Source organism: Streptomyces sp. NPDC046716 (assembly GCF_040645755.1).
In the GTDB taxonomy this organism is placed as follows: Bacteria; Actinomycetota; Actinomycetes; order Streptomycetales; family Streptomycetaceae; genus Streptomyces.
In genome coordinates, this window is sequence record NZ_JBEYYU010000030.1 from 69,630 (window position 1) to 95,156 (window position 25,527).

At 71.7% G+C, this 25,527-nt stretch carries 24 protein-coding genes; 8 read left to right on the forward strand and 16 right to left on the reverse strand.

The features are described 5' to 3' along the window. Positions 1 to 27 precede the first annotated feature (27 nt). The 13 genes from ABZ930_RS22715 to ABZ930_RS22775 all read right to left on the reverse strand — a co-directional run bounded on the left by ABZ930_RS22715 (position 28) and on the right by ABZ930_RS22775 (position 13,558). The gene (locus ABZ930_RS22715; RefSeq protein ID WP_361550484.1) at positions 28 to 2,013 is read right to left on the reverse strand and encodes an SDR family oxidoreductase; all 1,986 of its coding nucleotides are present in this window, start codon (positions 2,011 to 2,013) and stop codon (positions 28 to 30) included. Between the two features lie 3 nt (positions 2,014 to 2,016). Beyond that, a complete protein-coding gene (locus ABZ930_RS22720) occupies positions 2,017 to 2,952 on the reverse strand; it encodes an aromatase/cyclase (RefSeq protein WP_361550486.1) in 936 nt (311 codons plus the stop codon). A 41-nt stretch (positions 2,953 to 2,993) separates the two neighbouring features. After that, a complete protein-coding gene (gene fabG / locus ABZ930_RS22725; protein WP_361550488.1) occupies positions 2,994 to 3,791 on the reverse strand; it encodes a 3-oxoacyl-ACP reductase FabG in 798 nt (265 codons plus the stop codon). A 14-nt stretch (positions 3,792 to 3,805) separates the two neighbouring features. Next, entirely contained in the window at positions 3,806 to 4,075 is a 270-nt protein-coding gene (locus tag ABZ930_RS22730; protein WP_361550490.1) for an acyl carrier protein, read from the reverse strand. 1 nt (position 4,076) lies between these two features. Continuing rightward, a complete protein-coding gene (locus ABZ930_RS22735) occupies positions 4,077 to 5,318 on the reverse strand; it encodes a ketosynthase chain-length factor (protein WP_361550492.1) in 1,242 nt (413 codons plus the stop codon). Next, the gene (locus ABZ930_RS22740) at positions 5,315 to 6,607 is read right to left on the reverse strand and encodes a beta-ketoacyl-[acyl-carrier-protein] synthase family protein (protein ID WP_361550494.1); all 1,293 of its coding nucleotides are present in this window, start codon (positions 6,605 to 6,607) and stop codon (positions 5,315 to 5,317) included. The genes ABZ930_RS22735 and ABZ930_RS22740 overlap by 4 nt, the downstream gene beginning before the upstream one ends. Further along, the gene (locus tag ABZ930_RS22745) at positions 6,607 to 6,930 is read right to left on the reverse strand and encodes a TcmI family type II polyketide cyclase (protein ID WP_361550496.1); all 324 of its coding nucleotides are present in this window, start codon (positions 6,928 to 6,930) and stop codon (positions 6,607 to 6,609) included. The genes ABZ930_RS22740 and ABZ930_RS22745 overlap by 1 nt, the downstream gene beginning before the upstream one ends. A 31-nt stretch (positions 6,931 to 6,961) precedes the next feature. Further along, positions 6,962 to 8,455 carry an FAD-dependent monooxygenase gene (locus ABZ930_RS22750; RefSeq protein WP_361550498.1) on the reverse strand — a complete coding sequence of 498 codons (1,494 nt, stop codon included), beginning with the start codon at positions 8,453 to 8,455 and terminating at the stop codon, positions 6,962 to 6,964. Between the two features lie 9 nt (positions 8,456 to 8,464). Continuing rightward, positions 8,465 to 9,649 (reverse strand): acyl-CoA dehydrogenase family protein, encoded by a 1,185-nt coding sequence (locus ABZ930_RS22755; protein WP_361550500.1) that lies wholly within the window; start codon positions 9,647 to 9,649, stop codon positions 8,465 to 8,467. Positions 9,650 to 9,698: 49 nt separating this feature from the next. Next, a complete protein-coding gene (locus ABZ930_RS22760; protein WP_361550502.1) occupies positions 9,699 to 10,124 on the reverse strand; it encodes a hypothetical protein in 426 nt (141 codons plus the stop codon). Between the two features lie 36 nt (positions 10,125 to 10,160). Continuing rightward, positions 10,161 to 10,697: a nuclear transport factor 2 family protein gene (locus ABZ930_RS22765; protein ID WP_361550504.1), complete on the reverse strand. Its 537-nt coding sequence runs from the start codon at positions 10,695 to 10,697 to the stop codon at positions 10,161 to 10,163. A gap of 230 nt (positions 10,698 to 10,927) precedes the next feature. Beyond that, positions 10,928 to 12,262, reverse strand: coding sequence for a LuxR C-terminal-related transcriptional regulator (locus ABZ930_RS22770; RefSeq protein WP_361550505.1), 1,335 nt, complete (start codon positions 12,260 to 12,262; stop codon positions 10,928 to 10,930). Between the two features lie 810 nt (positions 12,263 to 13,072). Beyond that, positions 13,073 to 13,558, reverse strand: a complete 486-nt coding sequence (locus tag ABZ930_RS22775) for a nuclear transport factor 2 family protein (protein WP_361550507.1) — start codon at positions 13,556 to 13,558, stop codon at positions 13,073 to 13,075. A 198-nt stretch (positions 13,559 to 13,756) separates the two neighbouring features. Between ABZ930_RS22775 and ABZ930_RS22780 the strand changes: the two genes are divergently transcribed. From ABZ930_RS22780 to ABZ930_RS22805, 6 genes are all read left to right on the forward strand, one after another. Next, positions 13,757 to 13,873: a putative leader peptide gene (locus ABZ930_RS22780; protein WP_361550509.1), complete on the forward strand. Its 117-nt coding sequence runs from the start codon at positions 13,757 to 13,759 to the stop codon at positions 13,871 to 13,873. A gap of 120 nt (positions 13,874 to 13,993) precedes the next feature. Then, positions 13,994 to 15,622 carry an ABC transporter substrate-binding protein gene (locus ABZ930_RS22785; protein WP_361550511.1) on the forward strand — a complete coding sequence of 543 codons (1,629 nt, stop codon included), beginning with the start codon at positions 13,994 to 13,996 and terminating at the stop codon, positions 15,620 to 15,622. Between the two features lie 49 nt (positions 15,623 to 15,671). Further along, complete coding sequence (locus tag ABZ930_RS22790) at positions 15,672 to 16,625, forward strand: ABC transporter permease (RefSeq protein ID WP_361550513.1); 954 nt, start codon at positions 15,672 to 15,674, stop codon at positions 16,623 to 16,625. 53 nt (positions 16,626 to 16,678) lie between these two features. Beyond that, entirely contained in the window at positions 16,679 to 17,536 is an 858-nt protein-coding gene (locus tag ABZ930_RS22795) for an ABC transporter permease (protein WP_361550553.1), read from the forward strand. Beyond that, entirely contained in the window at positions 17,533 to 19,194 is a 1,662-nt protein-coding gene (locus ABZ930_RS22800; protein ID WP_361550515.1) for an ABC transporter ATP-binding protein, read from the forward strand. Before ABZ930_RS22795 ends, ABZ930_RS22800 begins: the two co-directional genes overlap by 4 nt. A 12-nt stretch (positions 19,195 to 19,206) precedes the next feature. Further along, entirely contained in the window at positions 19,207 to 20,610 is a 1,404-nt protein-coding gene (locus ABZ930_RS22805; protein ID WP_361550517.1) for a response regulator transcription factor, read from the forward strand. Here ABZ930_RS22805 and ABZ930_RS22810 read toward each other — a convergent pair. From ABZ930_RS22810 to ABZ930_RS22820, 3 genes are read right to left on the reverse strand one after another with little or no spacing between them, the layout of a single operon-like run. Beyond that, positions 20,503 to 21,843, reverse strand: a complete 1,341-nt coding sequence (locus ABZ930_RS22810; RefSeq protein WP_361550519.1) for an MFS transporter — start codon at positions 21,841 to 21,843, stop codon at positions 20,503 to 20,505. The two genes, ABZ930_RS22805 and ABZ930_RS22810, sit on opposite strands and share 108 nt — an antisense overlap. Continuing rightward, positions 21,840 to 22,763 carry an alpha/beta fold hydrolase gene (locus tag ABZ930_RS22815; RefSeq protein WP_361550521.1) on the reverse strand — a complete coding sequence of 308 codons (924 nt, stop codon included), beginning with the start codon at positions 22,761 to 22,763 and terminating at the stop codon, positions 21,840 to 21,842. The genes ABZ930_RS22810 and ABZ930_RS22815 overlap by 4 nt, the downstream gene beginning before the upstream one ends. A 14-nt stretch (positions 22,764 to 22,777) precedes the next feature. After that, entirely contained in the window at positions 22,778 to 23,650 is an 873-nt protein-coding gene (locus ABZ930_RS22820) for a 4'-phosphopantetheinyl transferase superfamily protein (protein ID WP_361550523.1), read from the reverse strand. Positions 23,651 to 23,959: 309 nt separating this feature from the next. On the opposite strand from ABZ930_RS22820, the gene ABZ930_RS22825 reads away from it, so the two are divergent. Both ABZ930_RS22825 and ABZ930_RS22830 read left to right on the forward strand, forming a co-directional pair. Then, positions 23,960 to 24,688 carry a YoaK family protein gene (locus ABZ930_RS22825; protein ID WP_361550525.1) on the forward strand — a complete coding sequence of 243 codons (729 nt, stop codon included), beginning with the start codon at positions 23,960 to 23,962 and terminating at the stop codon, positions 24,686 to 24,688. Positions 24,689 to 24,853: 165 nt separating this feature from the next. After that, positions 24,854 to 25,492: an HAD family phosphatase gene (locus tag ABZ930_RS22830; RefSeq protein WP_361550526.1), complete on the forward strand. Its 639-nt coding sequence runs from the start codon at positions 24,854 to 24,856 to the stop codon at positions 25,490 to 25,492. The last annotated feature ends 35 nt before the right edge of the window (positions 25,493 to 25,527 follow it).

Consider the following 25,527-nt stretch of genomic DNA (forward strand, 5'->3'; position numbering starts at 1 on the left):
TTCGCGGGTGGGCGGGCTGCGGGGCGGTCAGCCGAGGAGGGTGCCGCCGCTCGCGTCGATGAAGGCCCCGGTGACCCAGCGGGCGTCGGGCGAGGCGAGGAAGGTGACGACGTCGGCGACGTCGACGGCCTCGCCGACCCGTTTGAAGGCGGAGAACTGGGCCATCTGCTCGACGGCCTCGGGGATGTCGAAGAGCGCGCTGCCGTTGTTGGTGATGCCGGGCGCGACGCTGTTCACGGTGATCCCGCGGGGTGCGAGGTGCCGTGCGAAGTGCAGGGAGATCTGCTCGACGGCCGCCTTCGTCATGGCGTACGCGGCCTGGTCGGGGCTGGCGAACCGGGTGAGGCCCGAGGAGATGTTGATGATGCGGCCGTTCTCGCGCAGCAGTCCCAGAGCGCGCTGGACGATGAGGAAGGGCGCCTGGGCGTTGACGGCGAAGAGCCGGTCCAGTTCCTCCGCCGTGACGTCCTCGGGCTGGATGCCGGCCGGGGTGGTGATGCCCGCGTTGTTGACCACGATGTCGAGCGCGGTGTCCCCGGTGCGCTCCTTCAGTCCCTGCTCCACGCCGAGGAACAGTTCGTGCACGTCACCCGGTACGCCGAGTTCGGCCCGGACGGTGAAGGCGCGGCCGCCGTCGCGCTCGATCAGTTCGACGGTCCGGCGGGCGGCCTCCTCGCCGCTGGAGTAGTGCACGGCGACCAGGGCGCCCTCGTCGGCGAGGCGCTGGGCGATGGCCCGGCCGATGCCCCGGCTCGATCCGGTCACCAGTGCCGTCTTGTCGGTCAGCCTGCCCATGGGGTGAGTCCTCTCGGTTGTCGGTGTGTCGGAGGGTGCGGGGGTGCGGGTGGTGGGGCTCGGCGCCGGGCCGGGGTCGGGCGGCGCGGCAAGGCCGCTGATGGACCGGGCGAGGCGGTGGCGTACGGCCCCGGACTGAAGGAGTTCGCCGACGAGTTCGCGCAGCGGCTCCACCTCCGCGCCGCCCAGGAGCAGGAAGGACTGGGCCTGGATGTCGGTGAGGGTGCGGGCGCCGACCGCCCTGCGGGTCCTGTCGTACGTGTCGAGCGGGTCCCGGTCGTGCGGGGCGCCCCGGCGGCGGGCGAGCCGGACGCCTAGTTCGGCCGCGTCCCGCAGGCCGAGGTTGAGGGCCTGTCCGCCGACCGGCATCTGCACGTGGGCGGCGTCCCCGGCGAGCAGGACCCGGCCCTTGCGGTAGCGGGTCGCCTGGCGACGTGTGTCGTCGAAGGCGTTGAGCCACGTCGGCCGTCCGTGGCCGATGTCCTCGCCCGTCACCTCGGCCCAGGCGTGCACGATCTCGTCGAAGCCGGGCGGGCCGGTGCGCCGGCCGGGTGTCGTGCCGAAGACGTGCACCATCACGCGGGTGCTGCCGTCCGGCCAGCGGTGGGCGGTGGCGAGACCGCGGGGGTGGCGTTCGAAGCGGCGGTCCGGGATGTCGAGGCCCTCGACGTCGGCCCGGAGCATCTCGCGTCGGGCGTCGGTGCCGGCGAAGTCGAAGTCCCACAGTCGGCGCACCGTGCTGTCGCCGCCGTCGCAGCCGACGACGTGGCCGCAGGTGAGCGTCTCGCGGCGGCCGTCGGCGTGGACCGTTTCCACGGCCATCCCGTCGCCGGTGTCGCGCAGGCCGACGAGGCGCAGGCCGCGCCGGACGTCCGCGCCCAGCTCCATAGCACGTTCCTGGAGCACCGCCTCCAGCCGGGTCTGCGGGCACTTCCACTGTCCGGCGTACGGGTGGGCGGGGTCGGCGGTGGTGAGGTCGAGGGGCATGCCGCCGAAGTGGCCCGGTCCGCCGTTCGGCAGATCACCGAGGCGCTCCAGGATGCCGCGCCGCGCCAGCAGTTCCATCGTGCGGGTGTGCAGGGTGGACGCCCGCGACTCGGTCATCGGTTCGGTGAGCCGCTCCACCACGACCGTCGGTACGCCGTGCGTGCGCAGGTCTCCGGCGAGGAGCAGCCCGACCGGTCCGGCGCCGACGATCACCACTCCGTCGTCGGACACGGGTCAGCGCCGCGCTTCCGCGTACCGCTTGGCGTGTTCCAGGGTGGCCCGGCTGTTGGCACCGAGCGCCTTGCGGACGAAGGCCCGGGCCTCGGGCACCCCCGCGTCCGGGCCGAGGACCTTGCCGATGTTGTCGGCGTTGAGCACGACGGTGTGCTGGGAGCTGGCGGTGACGCCGTCGTCGTCCGTGCGGAACTCCCAGTACCCGGTGTGCAGGGCCATGAGCGCCGGCAGCGTCGTCTGCTTGTACGCGATCTTCTGGTGGGGGAAGCAGACCCGTACGGACTCCGTGGTGTGGGTGCTGCCGTCGACGGCCTTGGTGTCCATGCGCAGGACCTGGAGGCCGGGGGTGTCCTCGGTGAGCCGGACCTCACTCACGTGCGGCAGCCGCTCGGTCCACCGGTCGGCCTCGTTCACGAAGTCGTACAGGTCCTTCGCGGAGCCCTCGACGCGGACCGAGTCGACGAACGACAGCGTCAACTCGTCGTTCTGCGCGGCCTGTTCGAGGCCGTCCTTGAGACCGGGGAGTTCTTCGCGGCTGTTGCGGTCGACCGCCTGGTCGATCCAGGTGAGCCCGTCGGGGTCGTCGTCGACGGCGCGGTAGGTGTGCAGGAGCCGCAGCCGGGTCTCGTCCGGGCCCTGCGGTTCGACGATCCAGGTACCGCTCATCTCCGCGACCGGCGGTGCGGAGACCTCCTGGCGGAACGTGATGCGCAGCGCCTCGGGGTCGAGCTCGCGCAGTGAGGTCCAGTTCTTCGCCTCGCCGTTGGCGGTGGCCCAGATCCGGATGCGTTCGTGGTCGGCCTCCCGCTCCAGGTACTCGACGTGGACGTTCGGCGGGAAGAGGCGGGGCCAGTTCTCCACCTCGGCGAGCAGTCGGTAGACGTCGGTGGCCGGGGCGTGCACGGTGATGCCGTGTTCGACCTCACGGACGGTCATGGAGGGGATCCCTTCAGCGGTCGGTGACTTCGGTGGTGGGTTCAGAAGTTGCCGAGACCGCCGCAGACGTTGAGGGCCTGCGAGGTGATGGAGGCGGCGGTGTCGGAGGCGAGATAGCCGACGAGGCCGGCGACCTCCTCGGGTGTCGAGTAGCGGCCGAGCGGGATCTTCGACCGGAACTTGGTGAGGATCGCGTCCTCGGACGTGTCGTAGGCGGCCGCGTAGCCCTGGCGCACGCGCTGGGCCATCGGTGTCTCGACGTAGCCGGGGCAGACGGCGTTGACGGTGATGCCGGTCGGAGCGAGTTCGTTGCCCAGCGCCTTGGTGAAGCCGACGACTCCGTGCTTCGAGGCGGAGTAGGGAGCGCCGAGCACGACGCCCTGTTTGCCCGCGGTGGACGCGATGTTGATGATCCGGCCGCGGTCCTTGCCGCGCATGCCGCCGGTGGTCAGGACGGCGCGGGTGACGAGGAAGACGCTGGTGAGGTTGGTCGCGAGGACGTCCTCCCAGAGGTCGTCCTCGATGTCGGCCGTCACCCCGCCACCGGAGCGGCCCGCGTTGTTCACGAGGACGTCGATCGGTCCGAACCGGTCGACGGCGTCCCGTACGACCTCCTCGATCTGTTCCCTGGAGCGGACGTCGCCGGTGGTGCCGTCGACGTCGAGGCCCTCGTCCTGGAGGGACTTGACCGTCTCCGCGACCGTCTGCTCGTCGCGGGCGCACAGGAAGACGCGGTGTCCCTGCTCGGCGAGGAGCCGGGCCGACGCGAGGCCGATGCCGCTCGTGGCCCCGGTGACGAGGGCGACGCGGGCCGCCGTGCCGTGGGTGCTGTCCGTCATGGCTCGTCCTCCGGTCAGGCCGTCGCTACGGCGGTCAGGTGGGTGTTGACGAGGTCGATGAGCTGACGCGGCGTCCTGGCGTCGGCCAGCGCCTCCTCGTCGAGGGCGATCCCGTGGGTGCGCTCGATCCGGCCGGCGGTCTCCAGGAGCGCCAGCGACTCGTAGCCGAGCTGCTCGAAGTCGGTGTCGAGGATGTCGCCCGCGAGGTCGACGTCCTCGTCGGTGCCCGCGGCCTCCAGGAGGACGGTCCTGAGCTCGTTCAGGGTGAATGCGCTGGCTGACATGTCAGGCCTTTCGTACGGGGGTGGAGGGTCGGGCGGCCCGCACGACCACCGCGGAGTTGAATCCGCCGTGGCCGCGGGCGAGGACGAGGGCGGTGCCCGGCGCGGAGGGCCGCGGGGAGCCGGTCACCAGGTCGATCTCGTACGCCGGGGAGAGCACTGATCCGGTGGTGGGCGGGATGACGCCGTCCCGCAGGGAGAGCAGGGCGGCGGCGAGGTCGAGCGGGGCGGCGCCCGAGTACAGGCGGCCGGTCGTCGTCTTCGGCGCGGTCACGGGCACGCCGCGCACGCCGAACACCTTGGTGATCGCCTCGGCCTCGATCCGGTCGAGTTCCGGGACGGCGGCGGCGTCGGCGAAGACCACGTCTATGTCGTCGGGGGTCAGGCCGGCGTCGGCGACGGCCAGCTCGACGGCCCTCTGCAACGCCGGGCCGCGGTCGCTGCCGGGTCGCGGGTCCATGGTGGAGGCGTAGCCGGCGATCTCGCCGTAGACGTGTGCGGCGCCGCGCTCGTAGGCGTCGTCGGCGTTCTCCAGGACGAGGAGCGCTCCGCCTTCTCCGGGGACGTGTCCGGCGGCGCGGCCGTCGAACGGGAGGTAGGCGCGCTCGGGGTCGTCGCCGGTGTTCAGGCGTCCGCTGGTCAGCTGGGCCACCCAGCCCCAGGGGCAGATGGAGGCGTCGACGCCGCCGGAGATCACCATGCGGGTGCCCTTGCGGATCTGCCGGCGGGCCTGGGCGACGGCGTCGAGGCCGCCGGCCTGGTCGCTGACCACCACGCTGCTCGGCCCGCGCAGTCCGCCGCGGATCGATATCTGGCCGCTGTTGACCGCGTAGAACCAGGCGAACGACTGGTAGGCGCTGACGTACTGGCCGCCCTGGCTCCACAGCGCCCGCAGTTCGTTCTGCCCGAACTCGAAGCCGCCGGAGTGGCTCGCCGTGATGACGCCGACGTCGTAGTCGGGCAGTTCGGCCGGGACGACACCCGCGTCCGCGAACGCCCAGTCGGCGCCGACGAGGGCGAGCCTGGTCATCCGGTCGGTCTGCGGCAGCAGCCGGTTGGGCAGATGGTCGGCGGCGTCGAACCCGCTGATCTCGCCCGCCAGGCGCGCCGGGTATCCGGAGGCGTCGAACCGGGTCACCGGGCCGATGGCGCCGCGCCCGGCGAGGGTCGCCGCCCAGTACTCCTCGACGCCCAGGCCGGTCGGCGCGAGCACGCCGAGCCCGGTGACGAGTGTGCGTCGGGTCATCGCTGCTCCCGCTCGGGGTCGGCGAGCACGATCGCGCTCTGGAATCCGCCGAACCCGCTGCCGACCGAGAGGACCGCGTCGGTGAGCTGGTCACGGGCCGTCAGCGGCACGTAGTCCAGATCGCATTCGGGGTCGGGCGTGTGCAGGTTCGCGGTCGGCGGTACGACGTCGTGGGCGATCGCGAGGACGGAGGCGGCCACCTCGATGGAGCCGATGGCGCCCAGGGAGTGGCCCACCATCGACTTGATGGAGCTGACCGGGGTGCGGTACGCGTGATCGCCGAGGCTGCGCTTGAAGGCGGCCGTCTCGTGCCGGTCGTTCTGTTTGGTGCCCGAGCCGTGGGCGTTGATGTAGTCGATGTCCGTCGGGTTCATCCGGGCCTCGTCGAGCGCGACCCGGATCGCCTCCGCCATCTCCTTGCCGTCGGGGCGCAGACCCGTCATGTGGAAGGCGTTGGAGCGGGTCGCGTAGCCGGCCACCTCGGCGTAGACGCGGGCGCCGCGGGCACGGGCGCTGTTCAGCTCCTCCAGGACGAACACGGCGGCGCCCTCGCCGAGGACGAAGCCGTTGCGGCTCGCGTCGAAGGGGCGGGAGGCGTGCTCCGGGTCGTCGTTGCGTGGAGTCGTGGCCTTGATGGCGTCGAAGCAGGCGACGGTGATCGGGGAGATCGGCGCGTCGGACGCGCCCGCGATCATGACGTCGGCGGTGCCCTCGCGGACCAGGTCGGCGGCGTAGCCGATCGCGTCGAGGCCGGAGGTGCAGCCCGTCGAGACGACGGTGGCCGGGCCCTCGGCACCGACCGCCCAGGCGACCTCGGTCGCGAAGGAGCTCGGCACCATGAAGTTGTAGAGATGCGGCACCGCGTAGGTGTGGTCGACGAGTTCCAGGCGGCCGTCGTCGCTGACCGTCCGGTACTCCTGGTCGAGGCCCGTCGTGGCACCGACCGCGCTGCCGATGGTGACGCCGGTGCGGCTCGGGTCGAGCGCCTCGAAGGCGAGTCCGCTGTCGGTCACCGCCTCGCGGGCGGTGACCACGGCGAACTGCGCCGCCCGGTCCGTCCGCCGGATCTCCTGCGGTGTCAGGCCGGCCAGTTCGGGGTCGAAGTCGACCTCGGCGGCCACCTGTGAGCGGAACGGCGAGGGGTCGAAGGTGGAGATGCGGCGGGTGGCGGTGCGGCCGTCGGTGAGCAGGTCCCAGAAGGCCTTGGCCCCCACGCCGCCCGGTGCGGTCACGCCGACGCCGGTGATGACGACCCGCCGCTCACCGGCGCGGCGCGTGGCGGGTCCCATCAGGCACCCCACGCGTAGAAGCGGTGGGCCATCGCGTCGGCGGGCGAGCGCCAGGTCGCCGGGTCGTACGCCTCGATGTACGGCTTGAGGTCCTGGCTGATGGCGGTGAACCGCGGGTCGGTCTTTGCGTCCTCGATGCGTCCCGCGCCGTCGTTCTCGTCGAAGTCCTGGAGGTGGAAGTAGAGGCCGCGGTAGGCGAAGAGCTGGCGGCGGCGGGTGCCCATCCGGCCGGGCATGTCGGTGCGGTCGAAGGCGCCGAAGAGTTCAGCGACGTTCTCGGCGGAGGCCGGGGCCATCCGGGCCACGATCAGTGTGCTGTGCATGGTTCTCCTTTGTCGCTTGTACGGCGGACGCTCAGGCGGCGGACGCCCGTGCGGCACGGGCGGGGCCGAACCAACGGGTCAGTGCCATGGGCAGGTCGTGGTGGCTGCCGGGCGCGGCCCAGGCGACGTGTCCGTCGGGGCGCACGAGCACGCCGGTGGTCCCGGTCGGCAGGCCGGATCGCGGCAGGTCGCGCGCGGTGGCCGTCACGACGTCGATCCGGTGGTTCCACGGCTCCGCCCGGCGCCGCAGGCCCGCGCTGTCGTCGAGGTCGAGGAGCAGTCCGCGTCCCGGGCGCAGCAGTTCGGTGGAGGTGGTGGCGCGGCGCCCGTCGTGCAGGGCGAGTTCGGGCAGGCGGGCGCCGAGCAGTGGGTGCCGGCCGCCGCCGACGTCGTAGCGGATGTCGAGTCCGGCGGCGCGTTCGGCGAGCCTGCGGGCGACCTCGTCGATGTCGAGGAGAGAGCCGAGCACGTCGCGCAGCGGTGCCACGTCGTCGCCGCCGAGGATCAACAGGCTCTGGGCGCGGGTGCCGGCGAGCAGCCGTCGTCCGACCTCGTGCCGTTCCTCGTGGTAGGTGTCCAGCAGCGTCTCGGGGGCGGTGCCGCGGACCACGGAGGCCAGCTTCCAGCCCAGGTTGACGGAGTCCTGGAGCGAGGTGTTCATGCCCTGGCCGCCGGCCGGGAGGTGGATGTGGGCGGCGTCTCCGGCGAGCAGCACCCGCCCGCTCCGGTACTCGGTGACCTGCCGTGCGGCGTCGGTGAAGGCGCTCAGCCAGACCGGCCGGGCGGCGGAGATGTCGACGTCGGTGAGGCGTTTGAAGACGTCCGCGATCTCGCTGAACTCCGGCGGCCCCGTGCGTCGCACCGGGGGCGCGCCGCGCTCGGCGGCGATGATCCGCGTGATTCCGTCGGGCAGGTGCGCCACCATGACCAGGCCGCCTGCGGACGGGTCGGCGGTCATCTTCGGTGCGAGGTCCACGCCGCGCAGGTCGGCGACGAACAGTTCGGTCGTCGCGGGCGTGCCGGGGAAGTCGAAGCCGGTGAGCTTGCGGACGGTGCTGCGGCCGCCGTCGCACCCGACGACGTAGCGCCCGCGCAGGGCACGGTCGGCGTCCTTGACGGCGACGCTCACCCCGTCGGCGTCCTCGGTGAGCCCGGTGACTTCCTGGCCGCGGCGGATGTCGGCACCCAGCTCGCGTGCCCAGGCTTCGAGCACGGCCTCGGTGCGGGACTGGGGGACGGTGCGGGCGGCCTCGTGGGCGGCGCCGAGGATCGTGAGGTCGAGCGGCAGACCGCCGAAGTGCCCGGCGGTACTGGTCTCGATGGGTCCGAACCGGGGCAGCAGTCCCCGCTGGTCGAAGATCTCCATGGTGCGGACGGTGAAGCCGATGCCGCGGGACTGGCCGGTGGGCCGTTCCAGGCGTTCGAGCACGATGACGTCGACGCCGGCGAGGCGGAGTTCACCGGCCAGCATGAGCCCGGCGGGGCCCGCGCCGACGACGATGACAGAGGTGTCCGTGCGGTCCATCCGATCCCCCTAGAGGTAGGCCGAGTTGGGTTCGAGGCCGCACAGGGACCGGCCGTAGAGCTCCACGTTGACGCCGGGCGTGATCATGGCGTGCAGGGTGGCGGCGTGGAGGTCGCGCTGGATGCGGGTGAGCGGGACGTCCTGGTGGATCGAGGACCCGCCGCCGGCCTGCGCGAGGATGTCGACGGCCTTCCTGCACTGCTGGGCGATCCAGCCGATCTGCACCCGGGAGGCGACCCGCTCGTCCGTGCTCCACGGCTCGTTCCGCTCGGTCTTGCCGGCGATCGTGTCGGCGAAGCGGTGGGCGCGGTTCTCGGCGTCCTCGATGAGCAGCGCGGCCTCGCCGACCTGGAGGTGGGTGAGTGGTGCCTCGCGTTGGCTCGGGTAGTCGGTGTACGTCATCGGACGGCCGGGGAGCCGCTCCAGGAACGCGGACAGCGCGTACCGGGCCGCGCCGAGGAGCTGGCCGATCTGGATGGCGTTGGTCGTGACGAGGACGGGGACGCCGTAGGCGGGCTTGGCGGCGTTGGCCAGGGATTTGCCGCCGCTCTGGTAGAAGTCGGCGCCGGTGATCACCCGGTGCTCGGGGACGAAGACGTCCTCGGCGACGGTGGTGACGCTGCCGGAGCCGCGCAGTCCGGTGGTGTACCAGTCGTCCTTGATCCGGAGGTCGGCGACGGGGACGAGGCAGAAGAGCGGGACCGGGGGCCCGGTGCGGTCGTCCTCGGGCAGAGCGACGTTGATCTTCCACTGGCTGTGCAGGACGCCGCTGTTGAAGCCCCAGCTGCCGTTGAGGACATAGCCGCCTTCGACGCGGCGGGCGGTTCCGGTGGGCGCCGTGGTGCCGCTCACCCGCACCTGGGGGTCGGTGTACACCTCGTCGAGCGCCTCGTCGGGCCACAGTCCGGTCATCCAGCCGAGCGAGGCGTACACGGAGAGGCAGAAGGCGACGGAGCTGTTGCCCCGGGCCACCTCGGCGAGGACGTCGACGTAGGCGCGGATGTCCGACTCGTATCCCCCGTACTGGGCCGGCACCTGCATCTTCAGCAGTCCGGAGTCCTCGATCGCCTCGATGACGTCGTCCGGCAGCCGGCGGTGTTCGTCGATCCACAGGGCGCGCGAGCGCAGCAGGGGCACCAACTTGGCTGCGGCGTCGACGAGTTCGTCGCGGCTCGGGGCGTTGGGGTGCGGCATCAGTTCCTCCGGCGGTGGCTTGTCGCGGTCTCGGGCACGTGGCGCTCCGTCACTCGCTCTCGAGGTTGGCGGCGATGCGGGCCAGCACGTCGTTGGCGGCCAGGAATTCGGCTTCGGATATCCCGGCCAGGGAATTCTCGGCGTGTGCGTTGACGAGCCTTTCGGCCCGCTCGTGTGCGAAGTGTCCGATGTCGGTGAGAGCGATCTGCTCTCCGGTGGCCGCGACCCAGCCACGCCCTATGAAATCGTCGACGACGGGCTGATAGGTCTTTTCGCCGTCGACGGCGAGGAACGGGGAGAATGCACTGTCGATCGCGGAGACCGTGGGGAGTCCGATGCTGATGGCGTGCAGCACCTGCCATTGCCGCCGATTGAGCTTCTCCTCCGTGAGCGCGTGTGCGGTCGCCTCGTCGAAAAGGCGGTGGAGATGGAGCAGCCAATAACCGAGACGCTTCGTGGTGTTCTGCTGGAGCATGGTGATTCCGCCTGCCTCGCTCTGGGGTGTACGGCTTTACGCGGCTGAACCGTCCTGCGCGGAGAGGCCCGCGGGGTGCGGAAGAACCCAGTAGAGGGTGAGTTCGATGCGGGAGAAGAGCCAGGTGCCGTTCTCGCGCACATAGGTGTCGGTGAACTTGCCGGCGACCATGGCGCTGTCGTCGTCGAAGACGACCCGCTCCTCGAAGAAGCTGACCCCGGTGGCCCGGTCCCCGAGCACCTCCACGTCGTGGGCGTGCAGGAACTGCTTGACCAGCAGCCGGGAGCCGGGCTTGTCCTGCTGGATGAGGCCCGGCAGCGCGGTGAAGTAGTCGTGGATGGCGCTCTTCCCCTCGGCCTGGCCGAGGTGCGCGTAGTCGAGGTGGGCGTCCTGCGCGAAAAGGTCGGCGACCCGGTCCCACCGCTCGTCGTTGATACGGCGTGGCAACTCGGCGCGCAACCGATGGAGTTCCTGGACATCCTCCAGGAGAAGGACCCGCTCGCCGAGCGACTTCACGATGTCGGCGAGTTGCGCCTGTTCCGGCTCTTCTGCGTTTCTCGTGTCCTGCGACATGAACGAATGGGCCCCTCGGTCGATGGAACGGTCATCGGGAAGGCTGTCCGGCCATTCGACCTTCGCAGCCGGGGCCGGTTCCTCACAAGGGACGCCGGGACAATCTACGGTTCGACCGTAGGGTCTTTTGCGGTTCGCCGCGGGCGGCCGTACGGGGAACGCGAGAGCGCCGCTCACCCGATGTTCGGGTGAGCGGCGCGCGGCCGTTCGGAAAGCGGGGACCGAGCGGCTTATTGCCCGGAATGGACCGGGCCGAGGGCGGAATGCAGTTCCCTTCGGCCGGAGATCTCCAGCTTGCGATAGACGCTGGACAGATGGAACTCGACGGTGCGGACGGCGAGGAACAGCGCTTCGGCGATCTCCCGGTTGCTGTATCCCGACCGCGCCAGCTGGCTGATGCGCAGCTCCTGGCTCGTCAGCAGAGGGGCCTCCTGCCGGTCGAGGGCGGCTCTGATGCGGTCCAGCCACAGGCCGTTGCGGCTCTCGCGAGCCACCGCGGCGGCGGTCTCCAGCCGCCCCCGTCCGGCGGCCGGGTCGCCGCGCTCGCTCTCCAGCTCGGCGAGATCGTGCAGGGCGTGGATCAACTCGCCGCGGGCGTGGGCGAGATCGAGCAGTTCGACGGCCTCCTCCAGGAGGGCCGGCGCGGGCCCGTCCCTGCGGGCCGCCGCGACGGCGTGCAGGGCGAGGCCGATGCCGCGCGGCGCACCCCAGGTGCGGGCCGCGGTGAGCTCGTCGTCGGCCAGGGCACCCGCGAGGTCGCGGCGTCCGGTGCCGAGGGCGGCGAACACGGCGCGGGAACGCCAGGGGATGACGGCGGGGTTGGCGACGTTCCAGGTGACGAGGAGCCGACCGCAGGCGGTGAAGTCGTCGAGGGCGTGCTGGAAGTGGCCGGTCGCCATGTGCAGGGATCCGCGGGCCGCGAGGACATGGACGACGTCGGGCAGATCCGGGGTGAGCCGGCCCGCCAACTCCTGCTGGAGCAGGGTTCGATGGGCGTCCTCGATGCGCCCCGAGAGGATCTGGGCCTCGACGAGCCAGGCGGCGGCCAGCCGGGAGACCGATTCCGGCAGTCCCCTGCCGAGCGCGTCGGCGAGCAGTGCGGCCGCCTTGACGCCGTCGCCGGCGAGCAGGCTGATCCGGGCGCGCAGCAGGGTGAGCATGACCTGATGCCGGGGCGAGCCCAGCCATCTGGGGTCGCGGGCCAGTTGACGGCACTCCTCGTGGGCGGAGGGGAGGTCTCCGGTGTAGAGGAGGGTGAGGATCGCGAGCCACATGCAGTAGGCGTGGCCGCGTCGGTCGTCGGCGCCGAGGACGCTCTCGACCTGTTCGTGCACGATGGCCCGGCGGACGCCGAGGTGGGCGAGCTCGAGGCTGTGCAGGGACGAGCAGAACTCGTCGGGCGGTATTCGTTCGGTGTCGGGGGCGTCGGGACGGCCTGGGATGTAGATCGCCGAGCCCTCGCGGAACAGGCCGGCACCGCCCCGCGTCCGGCCCAGCGGTGCGGCCGGGGTCTCAGCGGCTCCGGGCATCACCATGGACCTCACGCCCGCGGTCGTCTTCATCATCAATTCCCCCTGGCCTGGCTTGTGGATCCCGTTCTCGTGACGCGGGTGCTTCTCGTGCGCGAGGCCTCGGCCGCGCCCGGACGTCAACACCTGCGCGATGCCGGGAAGTTGATCGCCGATCGGACGTGGGGTCGGCATCGGCGCCGGACGCGCCCTCACGAGTGGGTTCGGTTCGACGGCGTGGCGCGCGGTGCGTTGGAGGAGGCGGCCGGTGCCCGGGGTGCGGCGGCTGTGGGCGGACATCGTCGTCCGCGCGCCCGACCGTGCCCTTGAGGGGCTCGACGTGGCCGAGTCTCACTGTGGTGACGTGGCCTCCGCCGGGGCGGGGCCGGGATGGTTCGTGCCGACCGTACACTCCTGACATTGCTGCTGTGTGAAACGGCCGACGGGTCGGCGGTGGCTCATTTCTGTCACAGTGCGGCGGCCGCCGGCGGGGAAGTGCGGGTCGCACTCGGTGGACATCCGGTCGCGCGAGGGCTCCATCAGTTCTTGAGCGGACCTCGAGCCCGGCTCTCCTCGCTCTCCAGCGCTGTCCGAAAAGCATCGAACAGGTCCGGATCCCTTTTTTGAAACGTGAGGGTTGCCACAACGAGAACCCCGCCACGGACAATTGCGTCCGCCGCCCGCGGAATGTTCCGGGAACATCGGTGACAGTTATTCGGAAACATCGGTGACAGGCGCTCGAGAGCGGTTTGCCATAAAACCGAGAATGGCCAGGGCATTCGTGGACATGAGTGACAGTCATTCGCAGACATGGGTGACAGGTGAATGCAGACCAGTGCGCCGCACCGCGGCGGCACCGGCGCGTCGCTACATCGGCCCCCTCCCCGCCGCGACGAGTCCGGCGACCGGCGAGACGTAGCGCCGGCTGATCAGCCAGCGCCCGTCCTCCAGCTCGAAGTCGTCCTCCACCAGGCCCACCACGGTCCAGTCGGCGGGCCGGTCCCGGCCGTCGGCGGTGCGGGTCGCGCTCCAGTGCCAGACGGTGGCGTAGGCCTGTACGTGCGGTTTGCCCTCGTTCCACTCGACGATGGTCTGGCCCAGTACGTGGGCGACGGTCGGTTCACGCTTCCACGGCAGGCTCCGTGACATGAAGGCCGTGAACTCGTCCCGTCCGTGGAACCGCTGGACCGGCCCGGGCATCACGTCGTACTCGATCAGTGCGTCCTTCGTGAAGCACTCGACCAGCTGCTCGTACCGGTTGGTGTCCACCAGCCGGAAGAACTTGTAGAAGGTCTGGTAAATCTCCCGCTCCGCGGCGAGGGTGGCGAGGAGCTCGTCGTTCGTTGACGTCACTTCTTTCCTTTCGGACAGGTGCGGCAATGGCTCGCTCATGATGACACGGCGTTGCCCGACGTCCGGCAGATGGCGCACTGTTGAGGAATTGCCGCGAACGCGTATTCGCGCAGGGTGCTATTGACCGGGTTCCCGGGACATCTGTATGGTTCCCGGCATTCGGCGGTCCGGCATCCGCAGGCAGGAGGTTCATTCACCATGCGGAAGTCGTGTTTCCCCGCCCTCTCAGGTGTGCCCGTGGCGGCCCGCCTCTTCTTCTCGCGGCGTCACATCGATCTGGCGCGCGTCAGCAGCGCCGCTTGTCCCGCCGGCTGACCGACCCTCCACCTCTCGTCCCGGCGGTTCCTCTTCCGCGGTGACGACTCCCGTACTCCACCTCTCCCGTGCGCTGCCGCCCTGTCGGGCGCAGCGCCCCTCCCGCATGGAGTTGCGCCCGTGAAGACGTTGCGATCCCGGCCTGCCCGGATGTTCTGGCTCCCCGCCCTGACCCTGACGACCATGGTCTCCGTCGGTGCCTGCGGCGGCGCCGTGTCCGGCAGCCAGAAAGGCGACGCCGGTCCCCCGCGGTCGGGCGGGAACCTGAGATTCGCCGTGGGCACCGACGCCGGATGCCTGGACCCGCAGCAGGTCGGCAGCAGCGACACGCTGTACGCGCTGCGCCAGACGGTCGACTCGCTCACCGACCAGGACCCGTCCTCGGGTCGCATCGTCCCCTGGATCGCCAGCAGTTGGCGGGTGAGCGACGACGCGCGAACCTTCACCTTCCGGCTGCGCCCCGGTGCCACGTTCAGCGACGGGGCTCCGGTGGACGCGGCCGCGGTGAAGAAGAACTTCGACGCGATACCCGAGCTCGGCGGCCTCGCCATCCTGGCCCAGGGCCATCTGGCGGGCTACCGCCGGACCGAGGTCGTCGACCAGCACACCGTCAAGGTCACCTTCGACCGGTCCAACGCCCAGTTCCTGCAAGCCACTTCGACGGCTGCGCTCGGGCTGGTGTCACCCGCCGACACCGCCCGCACCCCGCAGCAGCGTTGCACCGACGGGGTGCACGGCTCGGGCCCTTTCACCGTCTCGCGCTATCGCCCCAACCAGTCCCTCGTCCTCAAGAAGCGCGCCGCGTACGACTGGGGACCGACGCGGTGGACGAAGAAGGGCGCGGCGTATCTCGACACCGTGACCTTCGACGTCGTCGCGGAACCCGGGGTACGCACCGGGAGCCTGGGCTCCGGGCAGGTCGATGTGATCGGCGGCATCCGCAGGCAGGACGAGGTGGCCCTGCGCCGTTCGGGAGCGGCGGTCGCCCGGCGGGCCAACCCGGGCGTGGTCCTCAACCTGGGTTTCAACAACGGCCGTCCGCTCACCCGCGACGTCCGCGTGCGGCAGGCGGCGCAGGTCGCGATCGACCGCCAGGAGATCACTACGGCGGTCTTCCCCTCCGGCACCCGGCCCGCGACGAGTGTGCTGTCCCGGACGACACCGGGCCACGTGGACCTGGCGACCGATCTCGACTTCGACCCGGCGCGGGCCAAGTCCCTTCTGGAAGAAGCGGGTTGGCGCGAGGGCGGCGACGGTGTCCGGCGCAGGGCCGGGCAGCGGCTGAGCCTGACCGTGGTGTCGTTCAGCACGGCGGGAGCCCAGCGCACCGCTCTCGAACTGGTGCAGCAGCAGTTGAAGGACGTCGGCATCGAGCTGAACGTCCGGCAGCTCCAGGTACCGCAGTTTCCGCAGACCATACGGGCCGGCAAGTACGACGCCCTGTGGGGCGGCGACCTCACCCGGGCCGACCCCGACGGCCTGCGCACCCTCTACTCCACGCGGCTCGTGAACTCCTACCGCATCGAGGACGGCACCGGGCTCGACTCCCTGCTCGACCGGCAGGCGGCCACCCTCGATTCCGAGAAGCGCGACGGTCTCGTCTCCCAGGCACAGAAGTTGATCGTCCGTCAGGCATACGTGGTACCGATCGCCGACCAGGAGACGCTGATCGGCACCTCCGCCCGGGTGCACGGACTGACCATCGGCGCGTCGGGCGGAGTGCAGCTGCACGACACATGGAAGCGCTGAAGCGCCGACCGGGCGGGATCGGGATCGTACGGAACGTGGGGAGGACGAGATGGGACGGTACGTGGCCTGGCGTCTGGCGCAGACGGCCGGCGTGCTGTGGGGGGCGTACACGCTGACCTTCTTCCTGCTGGACCTGCTGCCGGGCGACCCGGTCGCGGCGATGGCGGGGACCGGGTCGGACTCCGGACCCGTGGATCAACGGCGGCTCGACGAACTGCGGGCCCAGTACGGCTTCGACGAGCCGGTCCTGGTCCGGTACGCGACCGCGCTCGGCCGTGCGCTGCACGGTGACTTCGGGAACTCCCTGGCGACCGGCCGCCCCGTGACGCACATCCTCTCGGACGCACTGCCACCGACGCTTCAACTGACCTTCGTGGCGTTGCCGTTGGCGGTGCTGCTCGGCGGCGGGCTCGCGCTGGCCGCGACGTCCGTCCGACGGCGCCGGCTGCGCGATCTGCTGCTCTCGGTGCCCGCCGTGGGCATCAGCCTGCCGTCGTTCTGGGTCGGTCTGATGCTCGTCCAGCTGTTCGCGTTCCGGGTCCCGCTGTTCCCCGCGTTCGGTGAGGGCGGTCCCGCAGGGCTCGTGCTGCCCTCCGTCACCCTCGCGCTTCCCGCGGCGGTGCTCGTGGCTCAGGTGCTCTCCAAGAGCCTTCTTACCGAGCTCGGTACCCCTTACGTGCGCACCGCGCGGGCCAAGGGCGCGGGGCGGGCCCGCATTCAGTTCCATCACGCGCTGCGCAACGCGTCGCTGCCCGCGCTCACGGTGGTCGGGGTGCTCGCGGGGCAGCTGACGGCCAACGCCGTCGTCGTCGAGAACGTCTTCTCGCGGCACGGTCTGGGCCGTGTCACCACGGACGCCGTCACCGTCCAGGACGTGCCGGTGGTCCAGGGCGTCGTGGTGTTCGGCGCGCTGGTCTTCGTGCTCGTCAATCTCCTGGTCGACCTGCTGTATCCGCTGCTCGACCACCGTATCGCCACCTCCGTGCGAAGGAGCCCCGCGTGAGTCAGGACACCGAGGCGGCGACCGTGCCGAAACAGGTGGACCTCGTCCCTGCGCTGCCCCTCGCCGGGCGCGGGCGCGGAGCCGGCGGCCGGCGTCTGCCGCGTTTCCTGGCCCGCCGCCCGGGGCTCGTGCTGGCGCTGCTCGTCGTGGCCGCACTGGTGGTCGCCGCGTTCTGGCCCGAGGTGTTCACCGGCCGTGATCCGTTGCGCGGCACGCCCGCCGACATACTCCAACCGCCCAGCGGCACGCACTGGTTCGGCACCGACGAGCTGGGCCGTGACCTGTTCGCGCGGGTGGTGCACGGTGCGGGGGTCTCGCTGCGGGCGACGCTCGTCGCCGTGGCCGTCGCGTTCGTCGTGGGCGGCGGACTCGGGCTCATCGCCGGATTCGCCGGAGGGCTGGTCGAAAGCGTGCTGATGCGGATCGTCGACGTACTCCTCGCCGTGCCGGGACTGTTCCTCTCCCTCGCCGTGGTGACGGCGCTCGGCCGGGGCACGGTGCCGGTGGCGCTGGCGGTCGGCGTGGCAGGTGTGGCCGGGTTCGCCCGGGTCACGCGCGCGGAGGTGCTGCGGGTGCGGGGCGCCGAGTACGTGGAGGCGGCCCGTCTCGGCGGGGCCCGCTGGTACTCCGTCCTGGGCCGTCACATCGTGCCGAACGCGGCCGGGCCCGTCCTGGTCCTGGCCGTGCTCGACCTCGGCACGGCCGTCCTGTCCGTGGCGTCGCTGAGCTTCCTCGGGTACGGGGCGCCGCCGCCCGCGCCCGAGTGGGGCACCCTCATCGCCGACGGCCGTGACTATCTGTCCGACGCGTGGTGGATGTCGACGATCACCGGTCTCGTCGTCGCCGCGTTCGTCCTGTCCACGCACCGTATCTCCCGTGCGCTGGGCGGCGAATGGGAGGAGAGCCGGTGAGCACGGTACGCGAGAGCGAGAGCCACGAGATACGCACGGACCCGGCCCTGCTGTCGGTCCGCGGTCTGACAGTCTCCTACCGGAGCCGCGCCGGCCGGGTGGAAGCCGCGCGGGGCGTCGACCTCGACATCGCGGCCGGGGAGATCGTCGCGCTCGTCGGCGAGTCCGGATCGGGCAAGAGCAGCACGGCCCACGCGATCACCGGGCTGCTGCCGCCCGGCGGACGGGTCGACGCCGGGCGGATCGCCTTCGGCGGTCGTGAGCTGACCGGACTGCCGGAGCGGGAGCTGCGGGCGTTGCGCGGCGCTCATATCGGCCTAGTCCCGCAGGATCCGGCCGTCTCCCTCAATCCGGTACGGCGCGTGGGGACGCAGGTCGCCGAGGTGCTGCGCATCCACCGTCGCGCGTCCCGGCGTGACGCGCGCGAACGGGCCGTCGAACTGCTCGAACTGGTCGGACTGCCCGAGCCCCGCACCCAGGCGCGGCGCCATCCCCATGAGCTGTCGGGCGGGATGCGGCAGCGTGTCCTCATCGCGATCGCGATGGCGGCGGGCCCACGCCTGATCGTCGCCGACGAGCCCACCAGCGCTCTCGACGTCACCGTGCAGCAAGGCGTTCTCGACCACTTGCAGTCTCTGGCCCGGGACTCCGGAACGGCGGTGCTGCTCGTCACGCACGATCTCGGCGTCGCCGCCGACCGGGCCGACCGGATCGCGGTCATGGCGGACGGACGGATCGTCGAACAGGGATCGACCGCACAAATCCTGACCGCACCGGCCGCCGCCCGCACGCGCCGCCTCCTCGACGCCACTCCCCGGTGGGACGTCGAACCAGCCCTGGTGCCGGTTTTGCCGACCGTCGAGGGTGCGACGCCGCTGCTGGAGGTCGAACACCTCACCAAGGACTTCCCGCTGCCCCGGTCCGGCGCCGGACCACGCACCGTGCGCGCCGTCGACGACGTGGGCCTGACGCTGCGCCGCGGCGAGACCCTGGCGCTGGTCGGTGAATCGGGCTCCGGCAAGACGACGACGGCCCGGCTGATCCTGAGGCTGCTCGCGCCGACCGCCGGCCGGATCCGGGTCGACGGCGACGATGTCACCGAGGCCACCGGCAGCGGGCTGCGCGCGATGCGCCGACGCATCCAGCTGATCCACCAGAATCCGTACGCCTCCCTGGACCCGCGCCAGGACATCGCCGACATCGTGGCCGAACCGCTGCGCGCCTTCCGGGTCGGCGACCGCGCGGCCAGGGCGGGACGGGTCCGCGAGCTGCTCGACCATGTCGCGCTGCCCTCCGACGTGGCGGCACGCCGGCCCGCCGAGCTCTCCGGCGGGCAGCGCCAGCGCGTGGCGATCGCCCGCGCGCTGGCCCTCTCCCCCGAGCTGGTGATCTGCGACGAACCGGTGTCGGCGCTGGACGTCGCGGTGCAGGCGCAGATCCTCGACCTCCTCGCCACCATCCAGGAGGACACCGGTGTGGCGTATCTGTTCGTCTCGCACGACCTCGGCGTGGTCCGCCGGATCGCCCACCGCGTCGCCGTGCTGTGCTCGGGCCGGCTGGTGGAGTCCGGGCCGACCGGCGACGTGTTCACCGCACCCGCCCATCCGTACACCCGCGCCTTGCTGGACGCCGTGCCGGGCCGCGCCCGGACCCCGTGAGAGGAGACCGCCGTGCGCATCCTGGTCGCCGAGGACACCCGCGCGACGAGCTGGTCGCCGGTGGGCGGTCTGCGGCGCAACGGGCACAGGACCGTCGTCGTCGGCACCGGACGCGCCGCCCTCACGGCCTGCCGGCAGACGGACCTGGTCCTGCTCGACCTGCGGCTCCCGGACATGGACGGCCTGGAGGTGTGCCGCCGTGTCCGGGAGACGACACGGGTACCGGTCATCGCCCTCACCGACGGGGCGAGCGGGATCGAGCGGGTTCTCGCGCTGCGCGCGGGAGCCGACGACTGCCTCGACAAGCCGTGCGCGCTCCAGGAACTCCTCGCCCGTATCGAGGCGTTGGCCCGCAGGTCCGACACCCGCCCGACCGCGGGCCCGGCCCTCGCCCCCATGACGCTGGGCCCCCTGCACATCGACGCCGGGGCCCGCGAGGTGCGTGTGGCCGGAGCGCCGGTGGCACTCACCCGCAAGGAGTTCGACCTGCTGCACTGCCTGGCCCGGCACGCCGGTTCGGTGGTCGGCCGGCAGCACCTCATGCGGGAGGTCTGGCCGCTGGGCGAGAAGGCCGGGGCACGGACATCGCGCACGCTCGACACCCACATCGCCTCGCTGCGCGGAAAGCTGGGTCACGGCGAGTGGATCCGCACCGTGCGAGGTGTCGGGTTCCGGCTCGCCCTCGAACCCGCCGCTGCGGCCGCGCTCCCCCGGACGTCGCCTCCCTCCGGAGTGCTGGTCGCGGTGGCCGACGCCGACACGCGCAGGGCGCTGGCCGACCAGCTGCGCAGGCACGGCTGTCACACCCGTACCTGCGGCACCGGGGCCGAGGCGCTGGCCGTACGCGAGGCGTTCGATCTGCTGCTGGTGGACGCCCCGTTGCCGGACATGGACGGTGTCGAGGTGTGCCGGAGGGTACGGGCCGCGGGTGACATGCCCGTCATCGCCGTCACCGCGCCCGGCCGGACGCTCGACCGGATCCTGTTTCTGCGGGCGGGAGCCGACGACTGCGTCGCCCACCAGGACGGTCAGCGGGAGTTGCTGGCCCGCGTCGAGGCCGTGCTGCGCCGCGCCCGGTCCGGCCGCCCGCACACCCGCGGATCCGCACTGCGCCGGGGTCGGCTGCGGCTGGACACGACGACCGGGGACGTGCGCTTCGCCGACCGGGCGGTCCGGTTGACGCGCAAAGAGTTCGAGCTGCTGCACCGGCTGGCGTCGGAGCCGCGCACGGTGCACGGGCGGGCGGGTCTCATCGCCGACATCTGGGGCGCAGAAGCGGGCTCCCCGGGCTCGGGATCGGGCTCCCGCTCAGGGCGCACGCTCGACACGCATGTCAGCACGCTCCGGTCCAAGATCGGCCTGCCGGGCCTCATCGTCACCGTGCGGGGGGTGGGGTTCAGGTTCGGCGAGGCGTGAGGCATCAGGTGCGCGGCCAGGGGACGCGCCCCGTACCGCCGCGAAAACCGCCGCCGCCCCTGCCGCTCCCAGGGACAGCAGTCCCCCGGCGACGAATCCGGAGCGTGCCCCCGCCTGTTCGCTGAGCCGTGCCACCAGCAGGGCGCCGACCGGCGTCGAGCCTTGCAGGATGAGTGTGTAGAGGCCGAGGACGCGCCCTCGGTAGCGGGGGTCACTGCCCAACTGGATGCGGTGGTTGGCGGCCTGGGCGAAGTGGGTGGTGGCGAAGCCGGTGAGGAACAGCAGGGCGATCGCGGCCGGATAGGTGGGCGCCCAGCCGGTGGCGGCCTCCGCCGCTCCGAACACCGCCGCCGATCCGATCACCAGTCGCTGCGAGGGCCGTCCGCGCCGCAGTGTCCCGGAGAACGCCGCCGCCAGAGATCCGGCGGCGAAGGCCGCGGTGACCAGGCCGAAGGACGAGGCGTCGGCGTGGAACACGGTCTTCGCCAGGAGCGGCAGCGTGAGCTGGAAGTTCATGCCGAACACCGCCACCGCCGCGACCAGCGCCAGCGGCACGAGGAGATCGGGGCTGCGCGTCGCGTGCCGCAGTCCGTCGCGCACCCCCGCCTTGTCCGGCCCGCGTGCGGTGCGCGATATCCGGGCCGGGTCCATCAGCCGCAGCGCCACCACCGTCGCCAGATAGCTGAGTCCGTTCAGGAGCATCACCCAGCCCGTGCCGGCGACGCTGATCAGCACTCCCGCTCCGGCGGGGCCCACGATCCGGGCGACGTTGAAGTACGCGGCGCTCAGCGCCGACGCGTTCGGGAGGAGTTCGGAGCCGACCAGTTCGCCCACGAAGGACATCCGGGCCGGGATCTCCACGGCGTTCACCAGACCGACGGCGAAGGCGAACCCGTACACGCTCCACAAGCGGGCCGAGCCCGTGAGCACCAGCACGGCAAGGGTCAGGGCCAGGGCGCCCGATGCCAGGTTCGCGGCCATCAGCAGCCGCCGTTTGTCGAACCGGTCGGCGAGCCGGCCGCCCTGCAGCGTGAACAGCAGCACGGGCGCGAACTGGAGCGCGGTCACCGTACCGAGGGCGGTGCCGGAGTCGTCGGTCATGCCGAGGACGAGCCAGTCCTGGGAGACGACCATCATCCAGGTGCCCGCGACCGACACGATCTGGCCGATGACGAAGAGCCGGAAGTTGCGGGACCGCAGCGAGGCCGTCGCCCGGGCAGCGGTCGACGTCACGATCCGCCGCCCCGGGCCGCGCCGACGGACGGTCTCGCAAGGCGCCTCATGCGGAGCGATTCCTCCAGGAAGGCGAAGGCGCGCAGGTGGTACGTGCGGGCTGCCAGGCCGAGACTGATGTTGTGACCGGCCCCCGGCAGCCGGTCCAGGACGACGCGGGGCGCGCGGGACAGCCGCTCCCGGAGATCGGCCAGGTCCTCGTCGGTGTGCCGCCACCACGCCTCGTACTCGGCGAACGTCAGCCGGACCGGCACCCGGATCCGGGGCAGCAGTTCCTCGCTGCGCCGCTCCCAGTTCGCCATGTCCTCCCTCTCCCGGGGCGGCACGGGGGCCACGATGTACGCGCTCGACCCGACGGCGCCGGGCGAATACAGCTGCGAGGGGCCCCAGTTGAGGCGTCGTCCGCGCAGTCCACGGGCGCCGCCCGCCGCTTCGTCCGGACCGACGGCCGGACGACGCCCGCACCCCGAGACGTCCACGGCGATCACGGGATCCGGGGCGGATGCGGCGACGGTGCTCAGGGCGAGTTTGCCGCCGTAGGAGTGCCCGAGCAGCAGGACGCCCGCTCCGGTGACATGGCCGGCGGCGAACTCCTCGATCGCTGAGCGGACCGTCGCTGTCTGCTCCTCGAGGCTCCTGCCGTCGGGGAAGCGCTCGGCGGACCGCCCGTAGCCGGGCCGGTCGACGGCGAGGACGGTGTAGCCCAGGCGGGCCCCGAGGGTGAGCAGGGACAGATCGGGGTGGGCCGTGCCGTCGAAGTAGCCGGCTCGCATGCCCCCGCCGTGCAGGGCGACGACCGCGGCCCGCGGGGGTTCGCCGGTCGGTTCGGAGAGCAGCGCGGACAGCGGTCCGTCCGCGGAGTCGAGCGTGACGGCCCGTACGCCGCGAGACCTCGTCCCGGCCTCGGTGGTTCCGCGCACGTCTGCCACCCGCCTCATGTCGACCGGCCGGAAGCGCGGACGTCCGTCACGTGGAGCGGTGCCGTCGCCGCCATCAGGTCTGCCGCGTCGGCGCCGGATGCATAGATCCCTTGCACGGGAACCGCGCGCAGTACGACGCGGTGGTCGTGCCGCGTGCGGACAGCGACGGCCGCGACGGCGTCCCGGGCATCGGCGCCTCCCGCGGCATCATCCGGCAGATCGCGCACGAGCCAACCGCCCACCGCTCCGGCCGGGCCTGCGCGTCCGCCGAGATAGTCGGCGTCGAGCCTTCGGGCCAGACCGATCCCGACCCCTTTCAGGTGGGCCTCCTTACGGGACCACAACCTGGCGAAGGCCAACGGGCGTCCGGGCGGCCGGAGTTCACTCAGATCGGCCCGCTCCCGCGGGTGCAGTCGATGGGCGCACAGCTCCATGGTTCTGGGCGACGGAACGGTCTGGACGTCGACACCGACCGGCGTCCTCGCCACGGCCACCGTCGCCAGGCCCCCGCTGTGCGACAGCGAGAAGTGGGGCGCATCCTCGACATCCCGCACCTGCGGCCGTCCGTGCGGCCCGGAGCAGCGCGGGCAGTCGGCCCGGCCGAACCGGACGGCCTGCGGCGCCCGCCCCAGATAGAGCGCCAGTACGCGGCGCAGCGCGACGTGGGCCGCGACATAGCGGAGCCGGTCGCGGGTGCGCAGGAACCCGGCGGCGCGCTGCCGTTCACGTCCGTCGAGCTCCCGCAGGACCTGGCTCGGCGGTTCCCGTCCGTCGCCGGGGACTTTCAGGGTCCAGATGTGCGTTTCACGGAGGCCGAGGGGCAGGAGGGCCGTCGCGGACGGCGGGTCGGGAGGAGCCTGCCGACAGCCGTCGAGCAGTTCGCGCACAGTGCCCCTCCCCCGACCATCACCGGACGCGAGCCCCGCGGACTCGGGGCATCACGGACTGACGGGAACCGGCGCGGTACCGGACCCGCCTCCAAGCGTCCCGGTCCGCGGGGCGGCTCTTCAACACCGGTCGGCGGGAATCCTCACGCGTGGATACAGGCGCGACACAGAAAGGTTCGATCCACGTCAAGCAGTGTCAGAGGAACGTCAATTCAGGCGCCCTTCACCCCACAGGCGGCCTCCGCGGACTGGCCGCCTGGAAACATCACCGGTGGCCGGCCGACCGTCCACGTCCACCGAGAGGACCACGTGCTCACCACCCTGCGCGACGCCCGCGCCATCCTGATCCCTGACCTCGAAGGGAAGAATGGGCCGCTGCCGCCGCTGTTGCTCGCGCTGACGGTGGTCACCGGCCTGATCGACGCCTACAGCTACCTGGTGCTCGGGCACGTCTTCGTGGCGAACATGACGGGCAACGTCGTCTTCATGGCCTTCTCCCTCGCGGGTGCCCCCGGCTTCTCGCTGACCGCGTCCCTCCTCGCGCTGCTGGCCTTCGCCGTCGGCGCCCTGGGAGGCGGCCGTCTGGGCCACCGCGCCCCGCACCACCGTGGCCGCTTCCTTCTGACGGCTGTGTCCCTGCAGGCCGTGCTGGTTCTCGCGGCTTTCGGAGTGGGACAGAGCACGGCGGCTCCGGGCAGCGGCTGGGCACGGTTCACGCTCATCGCCCTGCTCGGCTCGGCCATGGGCCTGCAGAATTCCGCCGCGCGACGCCTTGCCGTGCCCGACCTCACCACGACGGTGCTGACCCTGACCATCACCGGCATGGCAGCCGACAGCCGTGGCGCGGGGGGCAGCTCCGCGAAGGCAGGACCGCGGCTGCTGTCCGCGTCGGCCATGTTCGCCGGTGCTCTCGCGGGCGCCGCCCTCGTGCTCCACGGCCGGGAACAGGTCCTGCTGCTCGTGATCCTCCTCGTCCTCGTCGGGACCGCCGCGGCCCTGTTCCCCCACCGTCGCTCGGACAAGGAATGGACTTCGTGAGCGCGACGGCGACACCCGCCAGGCAGTTCCCTGGTCCTCGGCTCCTCGGCTCCTCGACTCCTCGGCGACGAAGCTCCGAGATTGTTTTCTCCCGTCACGTCATCCCGGATCATGTGAGAGGGCGATGTGCGCTCGCCAACCGGTCGGACGATGAGGGGAGTTCGCATGACGGAGACCTGCGTCATTCTTGATATCGGCGGCGTCCTGGAGATCACGCCGGAAACGGGGTGGGTGCGGCGGTGGGAAGAGCGGCTGGCCCTGCCGCCGGGCACCGTGCACGAGCGGATGCGTGACGTGTGGAAGGCCGGGAGCATCGGCCACATCAGCGAACACGACGTGGAGTGGGAGGCAGCATCCCGCCTCGGCCTCGACGCGCGCCAGGTGGAAGCCTTCATGGCTGATCTGTGGGCGGAGTACCTGGGAACGCCCAACGAAGAACTCATCGCCTACGTACGAGGGCTGCGGGGCAGTTGCAGGCTGGGCATTCTGAGCAACAGTTTCGTCGGTGCCCGGGAGCGGGAGACAGAGCTGTACCGGTTCGACGAACTGGTCGAGCGGATCGTGTACTCGCACGAGATCGGCATCGAGAAACCGGACCCACGCGCCTTCGAGGCCGCATGCGCCGACCTGGAGGTACGGCCGGAGGACTGTCTCTTCATCGACGATGTCGCCGTCAACGTCGAGGCGGCCCGGGCATCGGGCATGCGGGCGCACCTGTTCGAGGACAACGCCGGGACGATCGCGCGGATCGCGGCTCATCTGAACACTGATCCCCGCGTCGCAGGCGGTGTCCGGCTCGGATGACGTCGGCCGGTTCGACCCCGCTTCGGGGTCAGGCC